This window comes from Vibrio sp. Isolate33 (assembly GCF_022397895.1).
GTDB classification, from domain to species: domain Bacteria; phylum Pseudomonadota; class Gammaproteobacteria; order Enterobacterales; family Vibrionaceae; genus Vibrio; species Vibrio pomeroyi.
Map to the genome: position 1 here is coordinate 630,622 of NZ_JAKEUP010000002.1, position 21,828 is coordinate 652,449.

Here is a 21,828-nt window from a genome sequence, read left to right on the forward strand (position 1 = left end):
TGTTTTAGAAACACGTTAGGGAAAGACATTAAGCACTTCATTCAATGAAGTGCTTTTTTTATGTCTGAGTGATATCGCACTGCTATTTATCGCAATCAGGAATAATCGTGTTGCTATCAGCTAGCTCGCACCTTTTTCATAAACTGTGATATCATACGGCGCTTTTTGAAATCCCAAGAGAGATCCATACCTTGAGCCAACAAATAAAACTTCTCGTTGGACTGGCTAATCCAGGTCCAGAATACGCCAAAACTCGCCACAATGCGGGTGCTTGGGTAGTTGAAGAATTAGCACGTGTACACAACGTGACACTAAAGAACGAACCAAAGTTCTTTGGCCTTACGGGTCGTATCATGGTTCATGGTGAAGATCTTCGTTTGCTGATCCCAACGACTTTTATGAACTTATCAGGCAAAGCAGTTGCAGCCCTGGCAAAGTTCTACCAAATTAAACCAGAAGAGATCATGGTCGCTCACGATGAGTTAGACCTACCTCCTGGTATTGGAAAGTTTAAAAAAGGTGGTGGTCACGGCGGACACAACGGTCTGAAAGACATCATCAGCAAACAGGGTAACAATAAAGAATTCTATCGTCTTAGATTAGGCATTGGCCATCCAGGACACAAAGATAAAGTTGCAGGTTATGTATTAGGCAAAGCTCCACAAAAAGAGCAAGAGTGTATCGAGGCCGTCGTTGACGAATCGGTTCGCAGCCTAGACATCTTATTAAAAGATGGCCTACCAAAAGCACAAAATCGCTTACATACGTTCAAAGCAGAATAAGGTTTATATCATGGGTTTTAAATGTGGCATCGTTGGTCTACCAAACGTTGGTAAGTCAACTCTGTTTAACGCACTGACTAAAGCAGGCATCGAAGCAGCAAACTTTCCATTTTGTACGATCGAACCAAACACAGGTATCGTTCCGGTTCCAGATCTACGCTTAGATGCATTAGCAAAAATTGTTAATCCACAGAAGATCCTTCCAACAACAATGGAATTCGTAGATATCGCAGGCCTAGTTGCTGGCGCATCTAAAGGTGAAGGTCTTGGTAACAAATTCCTAGCTAACATCCGTGAAACTGACGCTATCGGTCACGTTGTACGCTGCTTTGAAAATGAAAACATCGTTCACGTTTCTGGCAAAGTATCTCCAATCGAAGATATCGAAGTGATCAACCTTGAACTTGCGCTGGCTGACTTAGACAGCTGTGAACGTGCAATTCAACGTAACGCTAAGAAAGCAAAAGGCGGCGACAAAGACGCTAAGTTCGAAATCACAGTACTAGAAAAGCTACTACCAGTTCTTACTGAAGGCGGTATGGCGCGTACTGTTGAACTAGGCAAAGAAGAAGCGGCAGCAATCGGCTACCTAAACTTCCTAACGCTGAAACCAACGATGTACATCGCAAACGTTGCTGAAGATGGTTTTGAAAACAACCCTTACCTAGACGCTGTTCGTGAATACGCAGAAAAAGAAAACAACGTTGTTGTTGCTGTTTGTGCGGCTATCGAATCTGAGCTTTCTGAGCTTGATGACGAAGATCGCGAAGAGTTCCTAGCAGACATGGGTATCGAAGAACCAGGTCTTAACCGAGTGATCCGCTCTGGATACGAACTACTGACTCTTCAAACTTACTTCACAGCTGGCGTTAAAGAAGTTCGCGCATGGACAATTCCTGTAGGTGCAACAGCGCCACAAGCTGCTGGTAAGATCCATACTGACTTCGAAAAAGGCTTCATCCGAGCTGAAGTTGTTGGTTTTGATCACTTCATCGAATTTAACGGTGAGAGTGGCGCAAAAGATGCAGGTAAATGGCGTCTTGAAGGCAAAGAATACATCGTAAAAGATGGCGACGTTGTTCACTTCCGTTTCAACGTATAATTGTTGATTTAACATCAAATAAAAGGCCAGTGAATTCACTGGCCTTTTTGTTTTTACCCTTTCGAAATAGTCCTGCATCAGAAAGTTAACTTCCTATATATATCGCCTTTTTGACCTGTTTTTTGCCGACAAATACGCCTCTTTGCCTAAAAAGAAACCGAACAGATGTTTATTCGCGATTTATTCAAAAAAAAAGTTGACGGGTTTCACTCAACTCCGCATAATGCGCCCCGTTCACAGCGAAGCGGCAACGTTTCAAAATGAGCGACAATATGGAAATGGCTACTTAGCTCAGTTGGTTAGAGCACATCACTCATAATGATGGGGTCGCAGGTTCAAATCCCGCAGTAGCCACCATTTCCTAAGCACTCTATTTGATATTAAAGTTTGTCTTTAGTAACAAAGAGTTTTTAGGAAATAACGCGGTCGTGGCGGAATTGGTAGACGCACCAGATTTAGGTTCTGGCGCCGAGAGGTGTGAGAGTTCAAGTCTCTCCGACCGCACCATATTGAGATGTCTTTAAGACATCATTGTTGGGCTATCGCCAAGCGGTAAGGCACCGGCTTTTGATGCCGGCATTCCCTGGTTCGAATCCAGGTAGCCCAGCCACAATTTAAAGTGTAATTATCTTTAAAAAGATAATGGCATTGAAAGCAAGATTATATTATATTGTCTCGCTCTCAGATGGCTACTTAGCTCAGTTGGTTAGAGCACATCACTCATAATGATGGGGTCGCAGGTTCAAATCCCGCAGTAGCCACCATTCTTTCTTCGAGAAAGAAAAGACAACGTTGTATTGAATCACCAATATTCAGTATGACCAAAAGATTTGCTGCGGTCGTGGCGGAATTGGTAGACGCACCAGATTTAGGTTCTGGCGCCGAGAGGTGTGAGAGTTCAAGTCTCTCCGACCGCACCATTATTTAGAATGTGTTTCTTTTAGTAGATGACCATTCATTGTTGGGCTATCGCCAAGCGGTAAGGCACCGGCTTTTGATGCCGGCATTCCCTGGTTCGAATCCAGGTAGCCCAGCCACATACAACGTTACTTAGACAAACCATAAGTCTTYTTAACTATACTCTTCGCTAGAGTAAAAGCTTTGCTGCGGTCGTGGCGGAATTGGTAGACGCACCAGATTTAGGTTCTGGCGCCGAGAGGTGTGAGAGTTCAAGTCTCTCCGACCGCACCATTATTTCTCTTTCATTAGAGAACAAATAGNTTAACTATACTCTTCGCTAGAGTAAAAGCTTTGCTGCGGTCGTGGCGGAATTGGTAGACGCACCAGATTTAGGTTCTGGCGCCGAGAGGTGTGAGAGTTCAAGTCTCTCCGACCGCACCATTATTTCTCTTTCATTAGAGAACAAATAGTGAATCTATTAGATTTATTATYGGCTACTTAGCTCAGTTGGTTAGAGCACATCACTCATAATGATGGGGTCGCAGGTTCAAATCCCGCAGTAGCCACCAYTTATACARCGTCTTATTGAATCACCAATATTCGATATGACTATAAAGATTTGCTGCGGTCGTGGCGGAATTGGTAGACGCACCAGATTTAGGTTCTGGCGCCGAGAGGTGTGAGAGTTCAAGTCTCTCCGACCGCACCATTATTTAGAATGCGTTTCTTTYAKTAGATGACCATTCATTGTTGGGCTATCGCCAAGCGGTAAGGCACCGGCTTTTGATGCCGGCATTCCCTGGTTCGAATCCAGGTAGCCCAGCCACATACAACGTTACTTAGACAAACCATAAGTCTTCTTAACTATACTCTTCGCTAGAGTAAAAGCTTTGCTGCGGTCGTGGCGGAATTGGTAGACGCACCAGATTTAGGTTCTGGCGCCGAGAGGTGTGAGAGTTCAAGTCTCTCCGACCGCACCATTATTTCTCTTTCATTAGAGAACAAATAGNATATTCGATATGACTATAAAGATTTGCTGCGGTCGTGGCGGAATTGGTAGACGCACCAGATTTAGGTTCTGGCGCCGAGAGGTGTGAGAGTTCAAGTCTCTCCGACCGCACCATTATTTAGAATGCGTTTCTTTTAGTAGATGACCATTCATTGTTGGGCTATCGCCAAGCGGTAAGGCACCGGCTTTTGATGCCGGCATTCCCTGGTTCGAATCCAGGTAGCCCAGCCACTATTACAACGTTATATTGAATCACCAATATTCAGTATGACTATAAAGATTTGCTGCGGTCGTGGCGGAATTGGTAGACGCACCAGATTTAGGTTCTGGCGCCGAGAGGTGTGAGAGTTCAAGTCTCTCCGACCGCACCATCATTGAATGAAACCCAGCTTTTTAGCTGGGTTTTGTTTTATCTGGAATATGTAAATCTGCTATCTAGGTCACCAAGTATTTTCTCTTACCTAATCACTTCATAACTTTTTTATAAGACAATATCTGCTCCATTTTCTAATTGAGTATGACTGCCCTATGAAAACCCTGCCTTTAACGATTGGTTGCTACACAGATACTCCCAGTAAAAGCCAAGGCGTGTATCAGACTCAATTAGATTTAGATAACGGAAAGCTATCACCGTTAGAACTCGTTGCTGAATGTACCAATCCATCTTTTGTCGTAGCGACACAACTCGGCATCTACACGGCTTCTGAAGTTGACCAACCCAAACAGCCACAGTTGATTCATATCGCGAATGCTAGCTCAAAGACCGCTAGTAACTCAGGGGCTATCTCTGGCGATCATCCTTGTCATATCACCATAGATCCTAGCCATAAGTTTGCTATTACGTCGCAATACTCATCAGGCACATTCGATATCTTTAGTTTAAGTATCAACGGCAATATCGATAAACGACTCAAAACAATCAAAATGGTCGGTTCTGGTCCAAACAAAGAACGACAAACAGGGCCACATGCTCATCAGTGTCTGTTCTTACAAAACTCACCACAATTTGTCACCGTCGATCTTGGCGCCGATAGAATCAACTTTTACTGCTTTGATGAAGAACAGGAAGAGTTTCTAGACGAACCAATGCAATCCATAAAAGCTCCAGTTGGTAATGGACCTCGTCATTTAATCTTCAATAAGGCAGAAGATAAGGCCTATGTGATCTGTGAGTTATCTGAAACGATACTTATGTTAGAAAAGGTTTTAGGTGTCTGGAGCATTGTGGAGGAAATGGATACTCTTCCCAATACTGAGAAAGGCGAAGCAACGGCAGCAATCAAACTATCACCGGATGAACAATTCCTTTATGTGTCTTGTAGACACCAATCAAGGATCAGTAGCTTCAAAATCGAACCGACCACCAAAATGCCTATTTTTATTGATAGCTATAGTACTGAAGGTAATTTTCCTCGTGATTTTCATATTACCGACTGCGGGCAATGGCTTATCGCCGCAAACCAGCACTCCAATAACATCACGTCATTCAAACGAAATATTGAGGATGGTTCTCTGGTCTACACAGGCTACTCGTTGGAGCTAGATGCGCCTGTTTGTGTGACGCAACAGCGATAGTGATCATCGGGTACAAAAAAGGAGAGCATTCGCTCTCCTTCTCTTTATAAGCAGCCTGAAACGCTCAATTAAAGACCCAAGGCGTATTTCAATACTTGAGTTTTAATCGGCCCTGAGTTCTCTGCAAGCTTAAGCGCAGCATTACGCACAAATTTCAGTGGGCCAATATCATTACTGAATGTTTTATAGAAGAAATCCATACCGCTTTGCATCACTAGGTTGTCACCTCTTCTCATCACCTCATAACGCCTTGCGACAGATTGATTCAGCTCACCTTTCTCTTTGGTCACATCCAATAAAGCGGCAACATCTTTAAAACCCAAGTTTACGCCCTGCCCTGCTAATGGGTTGATCGTGTGGGCCGAGTCGCCAACCAGAATGCAGTTGTTCTTAGCGTAAGATTGCGCATGACGTCGAGTAAGGGGGAACGAACCAGAGTTGAGGACTTTGATGCCTCCCAGTTCCGCAGGAAAGTTAGCAAGTACTTCATTGCGTAGCTTGTCTGGGCTCATTGCCGACAGTTGCTTGATGCGAGATGGCGAGTCATACCAAACCAATGAACCCTGCCCGACTTCTTTCCCTTCTGAAACGACAGAACACAGAGGAAGAAACGAACGCGGGCCACTTGGTAGAAATTGTTGCCAAGTAATATCTTGTTGAGGGAGCTCAGTTTCCACATTGATAAGCATGCAGTGCTGTCGGTAATCCCAAGCCGTAATACCAATGCCAGCTTGCTGTCTAACCGCGGAGTTAGCGCCATCAGCACCAATCACCCATTTAGCCGATAACTCAGCACCAGATTGAAGCTTAACGATATTAGTTTCGCCAAACTCAATAGAATCCAATTTTTCAGGGCACAACAGTTCTAAATTGTCATAAGCATCAAACTGAGACCATAAACCCAATTGAATGAGTCGGTTTTCAACAATGTAGCCTAAACGAGGCAAATCTAGTGACGCGGCATCAAACCGAGTACGACATTCTGGGTGTTCCCACGTCTCTAAGCGCTTATAAGAGCATACTCGCATCGCTTCTATGTGTTGCCATGCGCCAAGATCTTCAAGTAAATCGACCGATGTTTGAGAAATAGCGGAAACACGAATATCCATCGTTTGCGACTCATCAAAAGCTTGAGGCGCAAACCCTTCGATCACGGCAACACTCAGACCTTGCTTTGCAAAACCAATCGCTGTTGCCGCACCAACCATGCCGCCGCCGACGACCACAATATCGTAACTGTTCATATTTTGTACTTATCAGTTTGATTCTTTGACTGATTTTGATTGTACTTTTTCATAACTAACTTGTAACCAAAAACCTTATTTGAAAAAAGGGTTATCCCTTGCTGTGTCTAGCGTTAACGATAATAAAAACCACTACATAAGAGATTTTATCAGACTACTAGTCAGTCGGTTTTGAAACCAGTACAATACGCCGCTTGCTGCTAGAGCCAGTCATAAAATGAATACCTATTTGTGACAAATGGTTCTCGCAGATGAATACTGGGCGATTTGCTCCCTTAAATTAAACTAACGATCGAGCGAACAAAAAATGAGTAAGAAACTGCTAATTAAAACTTGGGGCTGTCAGATGAACGAATACGATTCATCAAAAATGGCCGACCTGCTTAACGCTGCTAATGGCTATGAGCTAACTGAAGTACCTGAGGAAGCAGATGTACTACTACTGAATACTTGTTCTATCCGCGAAAAAGCGCAAGAGAAAGTATTCCACCAGCTTGGTCGTTGGAAAACGCTAAAAGATAAGAAAGAAGGCGTGGTGATCGGTGTGGGTGGCTGTGTAGCGACTCAAGAAGGCGATCACATTCGTCAACGTGCACCATACGTAGACGTTATCTTTGGCCCTCAAACACTGCACCGTCTTCCTGAGATGATTAAATCTTCTCTATCTAATGACGCGCCAGTGATGGACATCTCTTTCCCTGAGATCGAAAAGTTCGATAGCCTGCCTGAACCACGCGCTGAAGGTGCAACGGCATTCGTTTCTATCATGGAAGGCTGTTCTAAATACTGTACTTACTGCGTTGTACCTTACACGCGTGGTGAAGAAGTTAGCCGCCCAATGGACGATGTACTGTTCGAAGTAGCTCAACTTGCAGAGCAAGGTGTACGTGAAGTTAACCTGCTGGGTCAAAACGTAAACGCGTACCGTGGTCCAACTCACGAAGGTGATATCTGTTCATTCGCAGAACTGCTTCGCCTTGTGGCTTCTATCGATGGTATCGACCGTATTCGTTTCACAACAAGCCACCCGCTTGAGTTTGGTGATGACATCATCGCAGTTTACGAAGACACACCAGAGCTAGTGAGCTTCCTTCACCTGCCAGTACAAAGTGGTAGTGACCGTATTCTTACTATGATGAAGCGTCCTCACACAGCAATCGAGTACAAGTCGATTATTCGTAAGCTACGTAAAGCGCGTCCAGACATTCAAATCAGCTCTGACTTTATCGTTGGTTTCCCTGGCGAATCGAACCAAGATTTCCAAGACACGATGAAACTGATCAAAGACGTTGATTTCGATATGAGCTTCAGCTTTATCTTCTCTCCTCGCCCGGGTACGCCTGCTGCGGATTACCCATGTGACGTGCCAGAGCAAGAGAAGAAAGATCGTCTATACGAACTACAGCAAACCGTGAACACACAAGCAATGCGCTACTCTCGCCTAATGCTTGGTACAGAGCAACGCGTATTGGTTGAAGGTCCATCGAAGAAGAACCTAATGGAACTTCGTGCTCGTACTGAAAACAGCCGCGTAGTGAACTTTGAAGGTTCTGCTGACCTTATCGGCCAGTTCGTAGATGTGAAAATCACAGAAGTATTTGCTAACTCACTCCGTGGTGAAGTAGTACGTACTGAGAAAGACATGGATCTTCGCAGCGTGATCTCGCCGACTCAAATGATGGCGAATACAAAACGCGAAGACGAGCTAGGTGTAGCGACATTTACGCCATAGGCAATACAACTGTTTGAGCACAAAGCGCAAACACAAAGCTTGAAATTACCTAACTAAGTGACCATCTTAGAAATAGGGATATCACCATCAGAAGCCCGGTCTAAATCGGGCTTTTTGCTCTTTGTTTTATTTAAGAGCGAGTGGCACAAAATGAGAGGCTAATTTGAGCAATAAAATCGTTACCTTAGAGATAAATCTAGAGCCAGCCGACAATAAGCGCTTGGCGAGCTTATGCGGACCATTCGACGACAACATCAAGCACCTTGAGCGTCGTCTTGGCGTTGAGATAAATTACCGAAGCAACTTCTTCACTATCGTTGGTAAGCCTCACACAACAGCCGCTGCTTTAGACATCATCAAACACCTCTATGTTGAAACGGCTCCAGTTAAAGGCAACATTATCGATATTGAACCAGAGCAAGTGCACTTAGCGGTCACTGAGTCTGGTATTTTGGAGCAACACGTCGAGTCTGAAATTGACTACGGCAAAGAAGTCACAATTAAGACTAAAAAAGGCGTGATTAAGCCACGTACTCCGAACCAAGCACAATACCTAATGAACATGGTCACCCATGACATCACTTTTGGTATTGGCCCTGCAGGTACAGGTAAAACGTACCTAGCGGTTGCGGCGGCTGTCGATGCACTCGAACGCCAAGAGGTTCGCCGTATTCTACTGACTCGTCCTGCTGTTGAAGCGGGTGAGAAGTTAGGTTTCCTTCCTGGTGATTTGAGCCAGAAAGTCGACCCATATTTACGTCCACTTTACGATGCACTTTTTGAGATGCTCGGTTTTGAACGTGTTGAAAAGCTGATTGAGCGTAACGTGATTGAAGTCGCTCCACTGGCTTACATGCGTGGCCGTACTCTGAATGATGCATTTATCATTCTGGATGAGAGCCAAAACACCACGGTAGAACAGATGAAAATGTTCTTAACCCGTATCGGTTTTAACTCACGTGCAGTTATCACAGGTGACATTACACAAATCGATTTACCTCGTGGCGCGAAGTCTGGTCTACGTCATGCAACTGAAGTGCTGAGTGAAGTCGATGACATCAGCTTTAACTTCTTCATGTCTGAAGACGTCGTTCGTCACCCTGTTGTTGCTCGTATCGTTAACGCCTACGAGAAATGGGAAGCAAAAGACCAGAAAGAGCGTAAAGAGTTTGAGAAGCGTAAACGTGAAGAACGCGAAGCCAAACTTCTTGAGGCTCAGCAAACAGTTACGACACAATTAGCAACACAAAATAGTTCTGAGATTACAGAACAAGGTGATAAATAGATGTCTATTGAACTAGACCTGCAAATTGCGGTCGAAAATGAGCAAGGTCTTCCAACCGAGCAAGATATTCAGCTTTGGTTAGACAAGACAATTCCTCAGTTTCAAGAGAACGCCGAGTTGACGGTTCGTATCGTTGATACGGAAGAAAGCCACCAGCTCAATCATGAATACCGTGGTAAAGATAAGCCAACTAACGTGCTGTCTTTTCCATTCGAAGCTCCTCCAGGGATCGAATTAGATCTTCTGGGCGACCTCATTATTTGCCGCCAAGTTGTCGAAAAAGAAGCAGTAGAGCAAAATAAGCCTCTGCTAGCACACTGGGCTCATATGGTTGTACATGGCAGTCTGCATCTGCTAGGTTATGATCATATCGAAGATGATGAAGCTGAAGAGATGGAGTCACTCGAGACAGAAATCATGCAAGCTATGGGGTTTGAAGACCCTTATATTCTAGAAAAGTAAATTGATTCTAGGTAAGTAGTTTGCAGAGAAACAACGACTCATCGAACCTGCTATTTTCAGGAATCTGAGTTGTGATGTGTGCTATCACACTTCTGATAGCGTTATTTTTTGAGAAATCATGAACGAAGGTAACCCCCCCACTTCTGAGGGAAGTAAAAAATCTGAAGGTCCGAGTAGAAAGTCCTTCTTTGAACGCCTAGGCCAACTATTTCAAGGCGAGGTAAAAGACCGCCAAGAGCTCGTAGATGTAATCCGCGACTCAGAAATTAATGACCTAATTGACCACGACACACGCGACATGCTCGAAGGTGTTATGGAAATTTCAGAGATGCGAGTACGCGATATCATGCTGCCTCGCTCTCAAATGGTTACAGTTGAACGCACCGATGACTTAGATACATTGATTGCGCTTATTACTGATGCTCAACACTCTCGCTACCCAGTGATCAGTGAAGATAAAGACCATGTTGAAGGCATTCTATTAGCGAAGGACCTACTTAAGTACTTGGGTTCAGACAGTGCTCCATTTGACATCGAACAAGTGATTCGCCCTGTAGTTGTTGTTCCTGAAAGTAAGCGTGTTGATCGCCTACTCAAGGAATTCCAAGAAGAGCGTTACCACATGTCTATCGTTGTCGATGAGTTTGGCGGTGTCTCTGGCCTAGTAACCATTGAAGATATCCTCGAAGAAATCGTTGGTGAAATTGAAGACGAGTTCGACGATGAAGAAGAGTTAGATATTCGTAAGCTGAGTAAGCATACTTTCTCTGTTAAAGCTTTAACTACTATTGAAGAGTTCAACGACACGTTTAACACGGCCTTTAGTGATGATGAAGTAGATACAGTGGGCGGTATGGTGATGACAGCACTCGGTCACCTGCCAGTTCGTGGCGAAATTGTAGAAATCGAAAACTACCATTTCAAAATTACGTCTGCAGATAACCGTCGTGTGATTCAGCTACAGGTAACCATTCCTGATGAACAGCCTCTTCCGACTATCGAAGAATAACAACTTCTCTCTAAAGAGATGACAGAAATTAGATGACTAAGACTTTTATTCATCGCCTATTACGGCCGCTTGCGGCCGTTTTTGTTGGCGCTATAACAACCCTTTCATTCGCTCCATACTCAATATGGCCTCTTGCTATTCTCAGCCCAGCTTTGTTGCTGCTACTGATCCATAATCGCTCTCCTAAAAGTGCACTTTGGATAGGTTACGCATGGGGTTTAGGCCAATTCACAACGGGGATTAGTTGGGTATACGTCAGTATTGATGGCTTTGGTGGAATGCCACTGGCAGCCAACTTATTCTTGATGGCACTACTTGTGGGCTATCTAGCCGTTTACTCAGGGCTTTTTACTTGGAGTTTGAACAAGTTCTTCCCTGCTAACAACCTAAGTCGTTTTTTCCTAGCAGCACCCGCGTTGTGGCTCATCTGTGATTGGTTACGTGGCTGGGTAATGACGGGATTCCCGTGGTTATGGCTAGGTTACAGCCAAATCGACTCTCCGTTTGGCTCTTTCGCACCGATTGGTGGTGTAGAGCTAGTGACTCTTGCAATTATCGTCTCAGCTTCTGCGCTCGCTTATACGATCATCAACAAAGCATGGAGTGTCGCTGTCATCCCTGCTGTTGTATTTAGCACCGGTTTTGGCCTTCGCAATATCGACTGGGTGACGCCGAACCCTGACAAAACAACGTCAGTGGTATTAATTCAAGGCAACGTCGACCAAGACAGTAAATGGCTACCAAGTCATCGCTGGCCGACTATGATGAAATACACCGATCTGAGCAGAGAAAACTGGGATGCGGATATCATCATCTGGCCTGAAGCGGCTATTCCTGCATTTGAGGTAGAGATCCCTTCTTTTCTACGTAACTTAGACAGCGCAGCCAAGATGAACAACAGCTCGATCATCACGGGTGTATTGAATCAGTCTGAAGATAAGAAGTACTACAACAGCATTTTATCACTTGGAGTAAATCCATACGGCGAGTACAGCTACGATCCAAACGAACGCTACCACAAACACCACCTATTGCCATTTGGTGAGTTTGTACCGTTCGAAGAGATCCTGCGCCCGTTAGCACCGTTCTTTAACTTGCCAATGTCATCGTTTAGCCGTGGCGATTACGTTCAACCAAACATCGTTGCTAATGGTCGTCACCTTGCACCAGCGCTTTGCTATGAGATCATCTTTAATGATCAAGTTAGACAGAATGTCACCGATGAAACGGACTTTATCTTAACGCTCTCTAACGATGCATGGTTCGGCCGTTCAATTGGGCCATTGCAACATATGGAAATCGCACAAATGCGTGCTCTGGAGCTCGGTAAGCCAGTTATTCGCTCGACCAACAATGGCGTAACGGCAGTAACGGATCATAAAGGCAAGATCATCAAGCAAATCCCGCAATTTGAAACCGCGGTATTGAAAGCTGAGCTTGTTTCCACAGATGGTCAAACCCCTTATCACGTGGTCGGTACTTGGCCGCTGTATATCTGGGCTTTGTTGAGCTTAGTGATTGGTTGGCTGGTAAGAAGAAAAGACTAGATTCGAGAATAAGTGTTTGAGGGTTGACCAATTACGGTCAACCCTTTTTTATTGCTACGATTTTGAATTGGTGACGCTATAAGTCGGTATTCTAAGGCTTCAACGCTTTGCGGCTAAATCCTTTCGAACCACATTTAATACACGGAATGATCGTAGTTGGGTGGTTGTACTCAGTTTGATGGCCACACTCATCACAGACCAGGGTACCCAACCCAATAACCTCATCCGCTTGATACAACCCCTGATGCTCTAAATCTTGGAACAGCTCAACCCACTCCACTTTGGTGCGATCAGTAATATCCAAAAGCCCCTGCCAAATAGAATCAGCAATCATCAAGTAGAACGGGCCGCTTTTACTCTCTTCATAACTTTCAGAGAATTCTTTTAAGTCCGATTTCACATAAGCTGAAATCAGCGATAGTTCGTCTTTGGTCATGTCATTGGCAGCTTTCGCAAACTTACCTGACGTTTCGATTTTGTTGTTGAGCTCTTCAGGACTATGCTTCAGCGTTTCAATGACCTCTTCAACCACTTCTTCATAGAGTGCTTTTTTCTTCGGCATAACAACCTCCTTAAGATAACCAACTTTTACGCGTGCAAACGAATGTGCCACAATACACTCCCGCTCACAAACAAATGCAATTCATACTCTTAAGTATAGTTGCCCTGCGAAATTCAGTGAAAATTACGCCATCTACTAGGCAGCAACTGCAAGTATGAAGGGTATAACTATTGTTGTACTAGGCTCCTTTAGGTATTCTATGACGATCTGTAAGATTCTGTTCTAACCGAACTCACAAATTCCAAGATAACCGGATACCATCGATGCAAGAACAATATAACCCGCAAGAGATTGAACAAAAGGTTCAACAACACTGGGATGACAGCGAGACTTTCGTTGTAAGTGAAGACCCAAACAAAGAAAAATTCTACTGTCTTTCTATGTTCCCGTACCCAAGTGGCCGACTGCACATGGGTCACGTGCGTAACTACACCATCGGTGATGTGGTATCTCGTTTCCAACGTCTACAAGGCAAAAACGTAATGCAGCCAATCGGTTGGGATGCATTCGGCCTACCTGCAGAAAACGCAGCTGTTAAGAACAACACAGCGCCTGCACCATGGACTTACGAAAACATCGAGTACATGAAAAACCAGCTTAAGCTTTTAGGCTTTGGTTACGACTGGAACCGTGAATTCGCAACGTGTACGCCTGAGTACTACCGTTGGGAGCAAGAGTTCTTCACTAAGCTTTACGAAAAAGGCCTAGTTTACAAGAAGACTTCTTCTGTTAACTGGTGTCCGAACGACCAAACTGTACTTGCAAACGAGCAAGTAGAAGACGGTTGCTGCTGGCGTTGTGACACTCCAGTAGAACAAAAGAAAATCCCACAGTGGTTCATTAAGATCACTGAGTACGCTCAAGAGCTACTAGACGATCTAGACAACCTTGAAGGCTGGCCTGAAATGGTTAAGACCATGCAGCGCAACTGGATCGGCCGCTCTGAAGGTGTTGAGCTATCTTTCGCTGTTAACGGTGAAGAAGCGCCACTGGAAGTTTACACAACTCGTCCAGACACGCTAATGGGTGTTTCTTACGTTGGTATCGCTGCAGGTCACCCACTTGCAGAGAAAGCATCTCAAAACAATCCTGAGCTTGCTGCGTTCGTTGAAGAGTGTCGTAACACTAAAGTTGCTGAAGCTGAATTAGCGACGATGGAAAAGAAAGGTATGGATACTGGTCTAACGGCTATCCACCCTCTTAACGGTCGTGTTGTTCCTGTATACGTAGCAAACTTCGTTCTTATGGATTACGGCACAGGTGCGGTAATGGCGGTTCCTGCTCACGATCAACGTGACTACGAATTCGCAACTAAGTACGGCATCGACATTATCCCAGTAATCAAGCCAGAAGACGGTTCTGAGCTAGACGTTTCTGAAGCGGCTTACACAGAGAAAGGTGTATTGTTCGATTCTGGTGAATTCGATGGTCTTGCTTTCCAAGAAGCATTCGATGCAATCGCGGCGAAACTTGAATCTGAAGGCAAAGGTAAGAAAACAGTAAACTTCCGTCTACGTGACTGGGGCGTTTCTCGTCAACGTTACTGGGGTGCACCAATCCCAATGGTAACCACTGAAGACGGTGAAGTTCACCCAGTACCAGCAGACCAGCTACCAGTAATTCTTCCAGAAGACGTGGTAATGGATGGTGTGACTAGCCCAATCAAGGCAGACAAGTCTTGGGCTGAGACAACATTCAACGGCGAACCTGCTCTACGTGAGACAGATACATTCGATACGTTCATGGAATCTTCTTGGTACTACGCTCGTTACTGTTCACCACAAGCTGACGATATCCTAGATCCAGAAAAAGCAAACTACTGGCTACCAGTAGACCAGTACATCGGTGGTATCGAGCACGCTTGTATGCACCTATTGTACTCTCGTTTCTTCCATAAATTGCTACGTGATGCAGGTTACGTAACGTCTGACGAACCATTCAAGCAACTACTATGTCAAGGTATGGTTCTAGCTGACGCGTTCTTCCACACGAATGAAAAAGGCACGAAAGAGTGGATTGCTCCTACTGACGTGACTATCGATCGTGACGGTAAAGGCCGTATCGAAAAAGCTGTCGACAACCAAGGCCGCGAAGTTGAACACTCAGGCATGATCAAGATGTCTAAGTCGAAAAATAACGGTATCGACCCACAAGAGATGGTAGACAAGTACGGTGCTGACACAGTACGTCTATTCATGATGTTTGCTTCTCCTGCAGACATGACACTTGAGTGGCAAGAATCTGGCGTTGAAGGCGCAAACCGCTTCCTTAAGCGTGTTTGGAAACTGGTTCACGCTCACTCTTCTAAGGGTGCTGCTGAATCTGTTGATGCTTCTGCTCTGTCTGGTGACCAAAAAGCACTTCGTCGTGATATCCACAAGACTATCGCGAAAGTGACGGACGATATCGGCCGTCGCCAAACGTTCAACACCGCAATCGCTGCAATCATGGAACTGATGAACAAACTAGCGAAAGCACCTCAAGAGTCTGTACAAGATCGTGCAATCCTTGATGAAGCACTAAAAGCTGTTGTTCGCATGCTTTACCCAATGACTCCACACATCTCTTACGAAATGTGGATTGCACTGGGTGAATCAAACGTAGACTCAGCAACATGGCCAACTTTCGATGAGAAAGCGCTAGTTGAAGACGAGAAGACTATCGTTGTAATGATCAACGGTAAGCTACGTGCGAAACTGACTGTTGCTGCTGATGCGACCGAAGAGCAAGTTCGTGAACTTGGTCTAAACGATGAGAACGCTAAGAAGTTCCTAGATGGCCTAACGATCCGTAAGGTTATCTTCGTACCTGGCAAGCTTCTAAACATCGTAGCTAACTAACATTAGCTGCAGGCTAAAACTGACTAATTGGTCTTAGTCTGCACATATAACTGTTGTAACGAACTTATTTCGTTTTTAGCAGTCTCTAGACAGGGTAATTAAATTGCCCTGTCTACTTATTTAAACGCTTTACTTTCAGTGACTAACCCCACGCCAACAAACTAAAGTATTTAAATAAGTATTCTACCTTCATGAGAGCCATCAAATAATGCGCCTGATTTCACTATCTTCATTGAAAGTTACTATTGTTGTTCTAACCGTTAGCCTATTGAGTGCCTGTGGTTTTCACTTGCGTGGTGATTACTCAGTGCCAGAAGAACTTAACAAGATCTCTGTGACCAGTTACGACCAATACAGCACGTTTACACGTATGATGAAAGGCCAGCTGCGCATGAACGATGTAGAGATTGTGCCACCTGCGCAGAACACTCCTAACCTGCATATCATTAGCGAAAGCGTAGGCGAGCGAACTCTGTCTCTTTATCAAAATACTCGTGCAGCAGAAAAAGAACTAACATTCCGCTCTTCTTATCGCGTGACTATTCCTGAAATTGGTTCAAAAACGTTCTCGACTAGCGTTACCCGTAGCTACCTAGATAACCCGTTGACTGCACTTGCGAAATCGGTTGAGCGCGACATGATCGAAGATGAGATGCGTAAGCTAGCAACAAGTCAGATCCTTCGTCAGATGGCTCGCCTTAAAGCGACTATTGCGGCAGGTAGTATGGACCTAGAAGCTTTAGAGAATGTTCAAGTAAAAGAGCTCGAGAAACAGTACAACATCAAAAATATTGAAGTTGAAGACGTTGAAGTTGCTCCAGGCTCAGAAGAACAGCCAGAGCTCAGCGAATCTGCTGAATAATAGGTTTATTTGATGCGTATTTTTGCCGATCGTCTATCGGAGCAACTGTCTAAACAGCTGAACAATGTTTATCTGATTTTTGGTAACGAACCCCTGCTGTTACAAGAAAGCCGAGAAGCGCTCCTGAAAGCGGCTAAGCAACAAGGTTTCGAAGAACGTCACCGCTTTGCGATCGATAACAGTCTCGATTGGAATGAAGTTTACGATTGCACTCAAGCACTCAGTCTATTCTCTAGCCGTCAAGTCATTGAACTTGAGCTTCCGGAGTCGGGTGTGAATGCGGCGATAGCAAAAGAATTGCTTGCCATATCTGAGCACATCCACAGCGATATCTTGCTAATTCTTGTTGGCACTAAACTGACCAAAGCTCAAGAAAACGCTAAATGGTTCAAGGCACTTTCGAGCCAAGGGCATTGGGTCAGCTGTTTAACTCCAGATGTCAGCCGATTGCCTCAATTTGTCCAAGCACGCTGTCGCCAAATCGGTTTATCACCAGATCCTGAAGCGATTCAAATGCTGGCGCAATGGCACGAAGGCAACCTTTTTGCATTGACTCAGAGCCTAGAGAAACTGGCGCTACAATACCCAGATGGAAAGCTCACTTTAGTACGCTTAGAAGAATCGCTGAGTCGCCACAACCATTTTACACCGTTCCATTGGAGTGATGCATTACTGGCAGGTAAAGGCAATCGAGCTCAACGAATTCTAAGGCAGCTAGAAGCGGAAGGGGTTGAACCTGTTATTCTGCTGCGTAGCATACAACGTGAGCTTGCCCTGCTATTGCAGATGCAGCAACAAATGAAACAGATGCCGATTGGCCAGGTCTTCGATAAACACCGCATCTGGCAATCGAAAAAGCCGCTTTATAACGCCGCGCTAACAAGAGTTTCGATTTCTCGATTACACTCTTTGTTCGCGTTGCTCACTCAAGCTGAATTGATGACAAAAACTCAATATGAGCAGTCGCCATGGCCACTAATTCATCAATTAAGCGTAGAGTTTTGTATCCCTTCAGCTTCAATACCATTCCACGCATAAAAGCGTGTTATATTCTAGGGCCAACAAGCCCTAAACAAAGCTAAATTCAGATTAAAGGAACACCCAGTGTTACGTGAAGAACTAAAAGATTTTCTTGCAGACAAAGCCGACGACATGAAAGCAGAATCGATTGTAACTATCGATGTAGAAGGCAAATCAAGTGTGACTGATTACATGATTGTTTGTACTGGTACCTCTAAACGCCATGTTGCTTCTATTGCACAACATGTTGCTGATGAAGTACGTAAAGCGGGTATGCAACCTCTAGGTATGGACGGTCAGCAAGAAGGTGAATGGGTTGTTCTAGATATGGGCACAAGCATGCTTCACGTTATGCAAGAAGAGCATCGTGAGCTGTACCAACTAGAAAAACTTTGGGGCTAAGCTTTGAAGATCCAGTTAATCGCAGTTGGCACAAAAATGCCAAAGTGGGTTGAAGAAGGGTTTCAAGAATACAAACGCCGCTTCCCTCACGATATGCCATTAGAGCTCATTGAAATTACTGCAGGAAAGCGCGGTAAAAATGCTGACATTGCACGCATTCTTCAAAAAGAAGGCGAAGCGATGCTGGCTGCAGTTCCAAAAGGCAACCGTATTGTCACGCTCGATATCCCAGGTAGAAAGTGGGATACCCCTCAACTTGCTGAGCAATTAGAAAGTTGGAAGCTGGATGGACGTGATGTTTCTATCCTGATTGGCGGGCCTGAAGGACTAGCACCTGCATGTAAAGCGGCCGCGGACCAAAGTTGGTCTCTGTCTGCGCTTACTCTCCCTCACCCATTAGTACGCGTTATCATGGCTGAAAGCTTGTATCGAGCTTGGAGCATCACTGCTAACCACCCTTATCATCGAGAATAAGCGTTAATGTTACGTAAACGTAGCCAAATCCGTGATTACAAAGCAGAAGCACGACTATTTACTAGCCGTGCTTTTGTTGCGTTTGCGGGGATCATAGTCATGATGTCGATGTTGGTTGTTAACCTGTACAACATTCAGGTCAATCAATACCAAGATTATAAAACTCGTTCTAACGACAACCGTATCAAGGTCGTTCCGATCGCCCCTAACCGTGGTTTGATTTACGATCGCAACGGTGTACTTCTTGCCGAAAACCGTCCTGTTTTCAATCTAGAAATCATACCCGAAAAAATCAAAGATATGGATGACACGCTTGCTCGTCTGCAAGCATTAATTGAGATCCCGCCAGAGCGTATCGAGCGCTTTAATCGTGATCGTCGTAATTCACGACGCTTTAAATCGGTACCGATTCTTAATCAACTGTCTGAAGAACAAGTTGCCGTCTTCTCTGTAAACCAACATAAATTCCCAGGCGTTGAGGTTACGGGGACGTTGAAGCGTTTCTACCCGTATGGCGATGTGCTCACTCACGTAATTGGCTATGTATCGCGCATCAATGATCGTGATATGCAGCGCCTGATGCGAGAAGAAAAGGACGCCAATTACCAAGCTACTCGTGATATCGGTAAGTTGGGTATTGAGCGTTATTACGAAGACATGTTGCACGGTACAGCAGGCTACCAAGAAGTCGAAGTTAACAGCCGCGGACGAGTGATCCGTACCCTCAAATTTGTACCTTCGGTTCCGGGCAAAGATATCGTACTTAACTTAGATATCAAGCTACAGCTATACGTACATAAGTTACTTGATGGCCGCCGTGGTTCAGCTATCGTTCTCGACCCGAAAGACAATGGCGTGTTAGCCATGGTATCGAGCCCAAGCTACGACCCAAACGCATTCGTGCATGGTATCTCGTCTAAAGGCTATAACGCGCTACTTCAAGACAAAAACCGCCCTTTGGTTAACCGTGCCACGCTAGGTATTTATCCACCAGCATCGACGATCAAGCCCTTCATTGCTGTTGCTGCTCTGCAAGAAGGGGTTATTACACCAAACACTACGCGCAATGACCCAGGCTATTGGAAGATACCAAATTCAAAAACGAGACCATTCCGTGACTGGTTACGTTGGGGACACGGTGTCGTGGATATAGAGAAAGCGATTGAAGAGTCGGTGGATACCTTCTTTTACCAAATTGCTTATGACCTCGGGATTGATCGCATATCTAAATGGATGATGATGTTCGGCTTTGGTGATTATACTGGCATCGATATCTACGAAGAAAGCAAAGCCAATATGCCAACTCGTGATTGGAAGATGGCCAGACACCGTGTGCCTTGGTATCAAGGTGACACCATCCCTGTTGGCATTGGCCAAGGCTACTGGACTGCAACACCAATGCAGATTGCGAAAGCGACCTCTGTATTAGTCAATGAAGGTGAAGTGACAGCACCTCATCTACTGCGTTCAACCATTGATAATGGCCGTCCATTCGATGAACAAATCATGTCCGACATTGAAACTTACCCACCGCTAACCGGGGTTAAGAAGAAGTATTGGGATATCGCTCAGGAAGGCATGAGGCTGGCTAACCACGGTAAGAAAGGTACGGCAAGACGTTCATTCCAAAAGATGTCTTACCAAACCGCTGGTAAATCGGGTACTGCGCAAGTATTCGGCCTTAAAGAAGATGAAGAGTACAACGCGGACGAAATCGCCGAGCACTTGCGCGATCACGCCCTCTTTACTGGCTATGCGCCTTTTGAAGATCCAGAAGCCGTCGTGACTATCGTTCTAGAGAATGCCGGTGGCGGTTCTTCTAACGGCGGCCCAGTAGTAAGAAGGATTTTAGACCATATTATCCTTGCAGAAGATTATCAAAGTGAGCCAATTAAATAATGAAACTTGATCCCTCAACTGGACGAAATAGAGCCTTATTCGAAAGGCTACATATCGACCTGCCATTATTGCTCGGCATTCTGGTTTTAATGGGCTTTGCCTTATTGATCATGTACAGCGCAAGCGGACAAAGCCTTGCGATGATGGACCGCCAAGCGATGCGTATGGCTCTGTCTTTGGGTGTAATGATCTTTTTAGCGCAAATCTCACCACGTACCTACGAAACCTTAGCTCCGCTGCTGTTTGCTGGCGGTGTCATCTTGCTATTAGGCGTATTGTTCTTTGGTGAGGCCTCTAAGGGTGCTCAACGTTGGTTAAACTTCGGCTTTATTCGATTCCAGCCCTCTGAGTTATTGAAGCTGGCGGTACCTTTGATGCTGGCACGATTTATCGGTAAGCGCTCACTACCACCAACTTTCCAAACGCTCGCGATCTCGCTAGTGATGGTATTTGTACCGACGATTTTAATCGCGAAGCAACCCGATTTAGGTACTTCTATTCTTATCGCAGCGTCCGGTATCTTCGTAATATTCCTAGCAGGTATTAGCTGGAAGATAATCGCCAGTGCTGCGATAGCACTTGGGGCGTTCATACCAATTCTGTGGTTCTTCTTGATGCGTGAATATCAAAAAGTACGTGTAAGAACCCTTTTTGATCCTGAATCAGATCCATTAGGTGCGGGCTACCACATCATTCAGAGTAAGATTGCGATAGGTTCTGGTGGTATATCAGGAAAAGGCTGGCTGCAAGGTACTCAATCTCAACTGGAGTTCATCCCAGAGCGTCACACTGACTTCATTTTTGCGGTTATTGCCGAAGAATGGGGCATGATCGGTATTTTGTTTTTGCTTGCTATCTACCTGTTCATTATTGGACGTGGTTTAGTACTGGCTAGCCAAGCTCAAACGGCCTTTGGTCGAATGATGGGCGGCAGTATCGTACTGAGCTTCTTCGTCTATATTTTTGTAAACATTGGCATGGTAAGCGGCATCCTACCGGTTGTAGGTGTACCTCTTCCTCTGGTCAGTTATGGCGGCACTTCAATGGTTACCCTTATGGCTGGTTTTGGTATTTTAATGTCGATCCACACACACAGAAAAGCATTCTCAAAGGCGACCTAAT

General features: G+C 45.0%; 17 protein-coding genes and 15 tRNA genes. 30 read left to right on the forward strand and 2 right to left on the reverse strand.

All coding sequences use genetic code 11. The features are described 5' to 3' along the window. The first annotated feature begins 191 nt into the window (after nucleotides 1-191). The 18 genes from pth (at nucleotide 192) to L1D37_RS06220 (ending at nucleotide 5,368) form a co-directional block, all read left to right on the forward strand. Nucleotides 192-782 (forward strand): aminoacyl-tRNA hydrolase, encoded by a 591-nt coding sequence (gene pth, locus L1D37_RS06135; RefSeq protein ID WP_004739815.1) that lies wholly within the window; start codon nucleotides 192-194, stop codon nucleotides 780-782. Between the two features lie 10 nt (nucleotides 783-792). Continuing rightward, the gene (gene ychF, locus L1D37_RS06140; protein ID WP_017632894.1) at nucleotides 793-1,884 is read left to right on the forward strand and encodes a redox-regulated ATPase YchF; all 1,092 of its coding nucleotides are present in this window, start codon (nucleotides 793-795) and stop codon (nucleotides 1,882-1,884) included. A 280-nt stretch (nucleotides 1,885-2,164) separates the two neighbouring features. Further along, nucleotides 2,165-2,241: transfer RNA gene (locus L1D37_RS06145), tRNA-Met, on the forward strand. Nucleotides 2,242-2,306: 65 nt separating this feature from the next. Beyond that, nucleotides 2,307-2,391: transfer RNA gene (locus L1D37_RS06150), tRNA-Leu, on the forward strand. A gap of 28 nt (nucleotides 2,392-2,419) precedes the next feature. Then, nucleotides 2,420-2,494: transfer RNA gene (locus L1D37_RS06155), tRNA-Gln, on the forward strand. 77 nt (nucleotides 2,495-2,571) lie between these two features. Continuing rightward, a tRNA-Met gene (locus tag L1D37_RS06160) sits at nucleotides 2,572-2,648 on the forward strand. Between the two features lie 71 nt (nucleotides 2,649-2,719). Continuing rightward, nucleotides 2,720-2,804 (forward strand) — tRNA-Leu (locus tag L1D37_RS06165). Between the two features lie 42 nt (nucleotides 2,805-2,846). Continuing rightward, nucleotides 2,847-2,921 (forward strand) — tRNA-Gln (locus L1D37_RS06170). A 69-nt stretch (nucleotides 2,922-2,990) separates the two neighbouring features. Next, nucleotides 2,991-3,075: transfer RNA gene (locus L1D37_RS06175), tRNA-Leu, on the forward strand. 65 nt (nucleotides 3,076-3,140) lie between these two features. Beyond that, a tRNA-Leu gene (locus tag L1D37_RS06180) sits at nucleotides 3,141-3,225 on the forward strand. A gap of 51 nt (nucleotides 3,226-3,276) precedes the next feature. Then, nucleotides 3,277-3,353: transfer RNA gene (locus L1D37_RS06185), tRNA-Met, on the forward strand. Nucleotides 3,354-3,408: 55 nt separating this feature from the next. Continuing rightward, nucleotides 3,409-3,493, forward strand: a tRNA-Leu gene (locus L1D37_RS06190). A 42-nt stretch (nucleotides 3,494-3,535) separates the two neighbouring features. Next, nucleotides 3,536-3,610, forward strand: a tRNA-Gln gene (locus tag L1D37_RS06195). Nucleotides 3,611-3,679: 69 nt separating this feature from the next. Continuing rightward, nucleotides 3,680-3,764 (forward strand) — tRNA-Leu (locus L1D37_RS06200). Nucleotides 3,765-3,822: 58 nt separating this feature from the next. After that, nucleotides 3,823-3,907, forward strand: a tRNA-Leu gene (locus L1D37_RS06205). Nucleotides 3,908-3,949: 42 nt separating this feature from the next. Further along, nucleotides 3,950-4,024 (forward strand) — tRNA-Gln (locus tag L1D37_RS06210). 55 nt (nucleotides 4,025-4,079) lie between these two features. Continuing rightward, nucleotides 4,080-4,164: transfer RNA gene (locus tag L1D37_RS06215), tRNA-Leu, on the forward strand. 157 nt (nucleotides 4,165-4,321) lie between these two features. Continuing rightward, entirely contained in the window at nucleotides 4,322-5,368 is a 1,047-nt protein-coding gene (locus L1D37_RS06220) for a lactonase family protein (RefSeq protein WP_239847261.1), read from the forward strand. A gap of 68 nt (nucleotides 5,369-5,436) precedes the next feature. On the opposite strand, the gene L1D37_RS06225 is transcribed toward L1D37_RS06220, so the two are convergent. Continuing rightward, nucleotides 5,437-6,612, reverse strand: a complete 1,176-nt coding sequence (locus L1D37_RS06225) for a 2-octaprenyl-3-methyl-6-methoxy-1,4-benzoquinol hydroxylase (RefSeq protein WP_239847263.1) — start codon at nucleotides 6,610-6,612, stop codon at nucleotides 5,437-5,439. A 307-nt stretch (nucleotides 6,613-6,919) separates the two neighbouring features. Between L1D37_RS06225 and miaB the strand changes: the two genes are divergently transcribed. The 5 genes from miaB to lnt all read left to right on the forward strand — a co-directional run bounded on the left by miaB (nucleotide 6,920) and on the right by lnt (nucleotide 12,647). Next, nucleotides 6,920-8,344 (forward strand): tRNA (N6-isopentenyl adenosine(37)-C2)-methylthiotransferase MiaB, encoded by a 1,425-nt coding sequence (gene miaB / locus L1D37_RS06230; protein ID WP_176681864.1) that lies wholly within the window; start codon nucleotides 6,920-6,922, stop codon nucleotides 8,342-8,344. A 163-nt stretch (nucleotides 8,345-8,507) separates the two neighbouring features. Beyond that, nucleotides 8,508-9,629 carry a PhoH family protein gene (locus tag L1D37_RS06235; protein WP_017631905.1) on the forward strand — a complete coding sequence of 374 codons (1,122 nt, stop codon included), beginning with the start codon at nucleotides 8,508-8,510 and terminating at the stop codon, nucleotides 9,627-9,629. Next, entirely contained in the window at nucleotides 9,630-10,091 is a 462-nt protein-coding gene (gene ybeY, locus L1D37_RS06240) for an rRNA maturation RNase YbeY (protein WP_239847265.1), read from the forward strand. It begins immediately after the preceding gene. Nucleotides 10,092-10,209: 118 nt separating this feature from the next. Further along, nucleotides 10,210-11,100 (forward strand): CNNM family magnesium/cobalt transport protein CorC, encoded by an 891-nt coding sequence (corC, locus tag L1D37_RS06245; protein ID WP_017631907.1) that lies wholly within the window; start codon nucleotides 10,210-10,212, stop codon nucleotides 11,098-11,100. Nucleotides 11,101-11,132: 32 nt separating this feature from the next. Beyond that, a complete protein-coding gene (lnt, locus tag L1D37_RS06250; RefSeq protein ID WP_239847267.1) occupies nucleotides 11,133-12,647 on the forward strand; it encodes an apolipoprotein N-acyltransferase in 1,515 nt (504 codons plus the stop codon). A 91-nt stretch (nucleotides 12,648-12,738) separates the two neighbouring features. Here the strand turns inward: lnt and L1D37_RS06255 are convergent, their stop codons facing one another. Beyond that, on the reverse strand, nucleotides 12,739-13,209 hold the full coding sequence (locus L1D37_RS06255) for a zinc ribbon-containing protein (RefSeq protein WP_017631908.1): 471 nt from the start codon (nucleotides 13,207-13,209) through the stop codon (nucleotides 12,739-12,741). A 263-nt stretch (nucleotides 13,210-13,472) separates the two neighbouring features. Between L1D37_RS06255 and leuS the strand changes: the two genes are divergently transcribed. The 7 genes from leuS (at nucleotide 13,473) to rodA (ending at nucleotide 21,827) form a co-directional block, all read left to right on the forward strand. Further along, nucleotides 13,473-16,049, forward strand: a complete 2,577-nt coding sequence (leuS, locus tag L1D37_RS06260; RefSeq protein ID WP_239847269.1) for a leucine--tRNA ligase — start codon at nucleotides 13,473-13,475, stop codon at nucleotides 16,047-16,049. Nucleotides 16,050-16,257: 208 nt separating this feature from the next. Then, a complete protein-coding gene (lptE, locus tag L1D37_RS06265; RefSeq protein WP_239847270.1) occupies nucleotides 16,258-16,911 on the forward strand; it encodes an LPS assembly lipoprotein LptE in 654 nt (217 codons plus the stop codon). A gap of 12 nt (nucleotides 16,912-16,923) precedes the next feature. Then, complete coding sequence (gene holA, locus L1D37_RS06270; protein WP_239847272.1) at nucleotides 16,924-17,949, forward strand: DNA polymerase III subunit delta; 1,026 nt, start codon at nucleotides 16,924-16,926, stop codon at nucleotides 17,947-17,949. A gap of 66 nt (nucleotides 17,950-18,015) precedes the next feature. Next, the gene (gene rsfS / locus L1D37_RS06275; RefSeq protein ID WP_004735247.1) at nucleotides 18,016-18,333 is read left to right on the forward strand and encodes a ribosome silencing factor; all 318 of its coding nucleotides are present in this window, start codon (nucleotides 18,016-18,018) and stop codon (nucleotides 18,331-18,333) included. 3 nt (nucleotides 18,334-18,336) lie between these two features. Continuing rightward, on the forward strand, nucleotides 18,337-18,807 hold the full coding sequence (rlmH, locus tag L1D37_RS06280) for a 23S rRNA (pseudouridine(1915)-N(3))-methyltransferase RlmH (protein ID WP_017068506.1): 471 nt from the start codon (nucleotides 18,337-18,339) through the stop codon (nucleotides 18,805-18,807). 6 nt (nucleotides 18,808-18,813) lie between these two features. Beyond that, on the forward strand, nucleotides 18,814-20,706 hold the full coding sequence (gene mrdA / locus L1D37_RS06285) for a penicillin-binding protein 2 (RefSeq protein ID WP_239847273.1): 1,893 nt from the start codon (nucleotides 18,814-18,816) through the stop codon (nucleotides 20,704-20,706). Then, nucleotides 20,706-21,827 carry a rod shape-determining protein RodA gene (gene rodA, locus L1D37_RS06290; RefSeq protein ID WP_017631913.1) on the forward strand — a complete coding sequence of 374 codons (1,122 nt, stop codon included), beginning with the start codon at nucleotides 20,706-20,708 and terminating at the stop codon, nucleotides 21,825-21,827. Before mrdA ends, rodA begins: the two co-directional genes overlap by 1 nt. Nucleotide 21,828 lies beyond the last annotated feature (1 nt).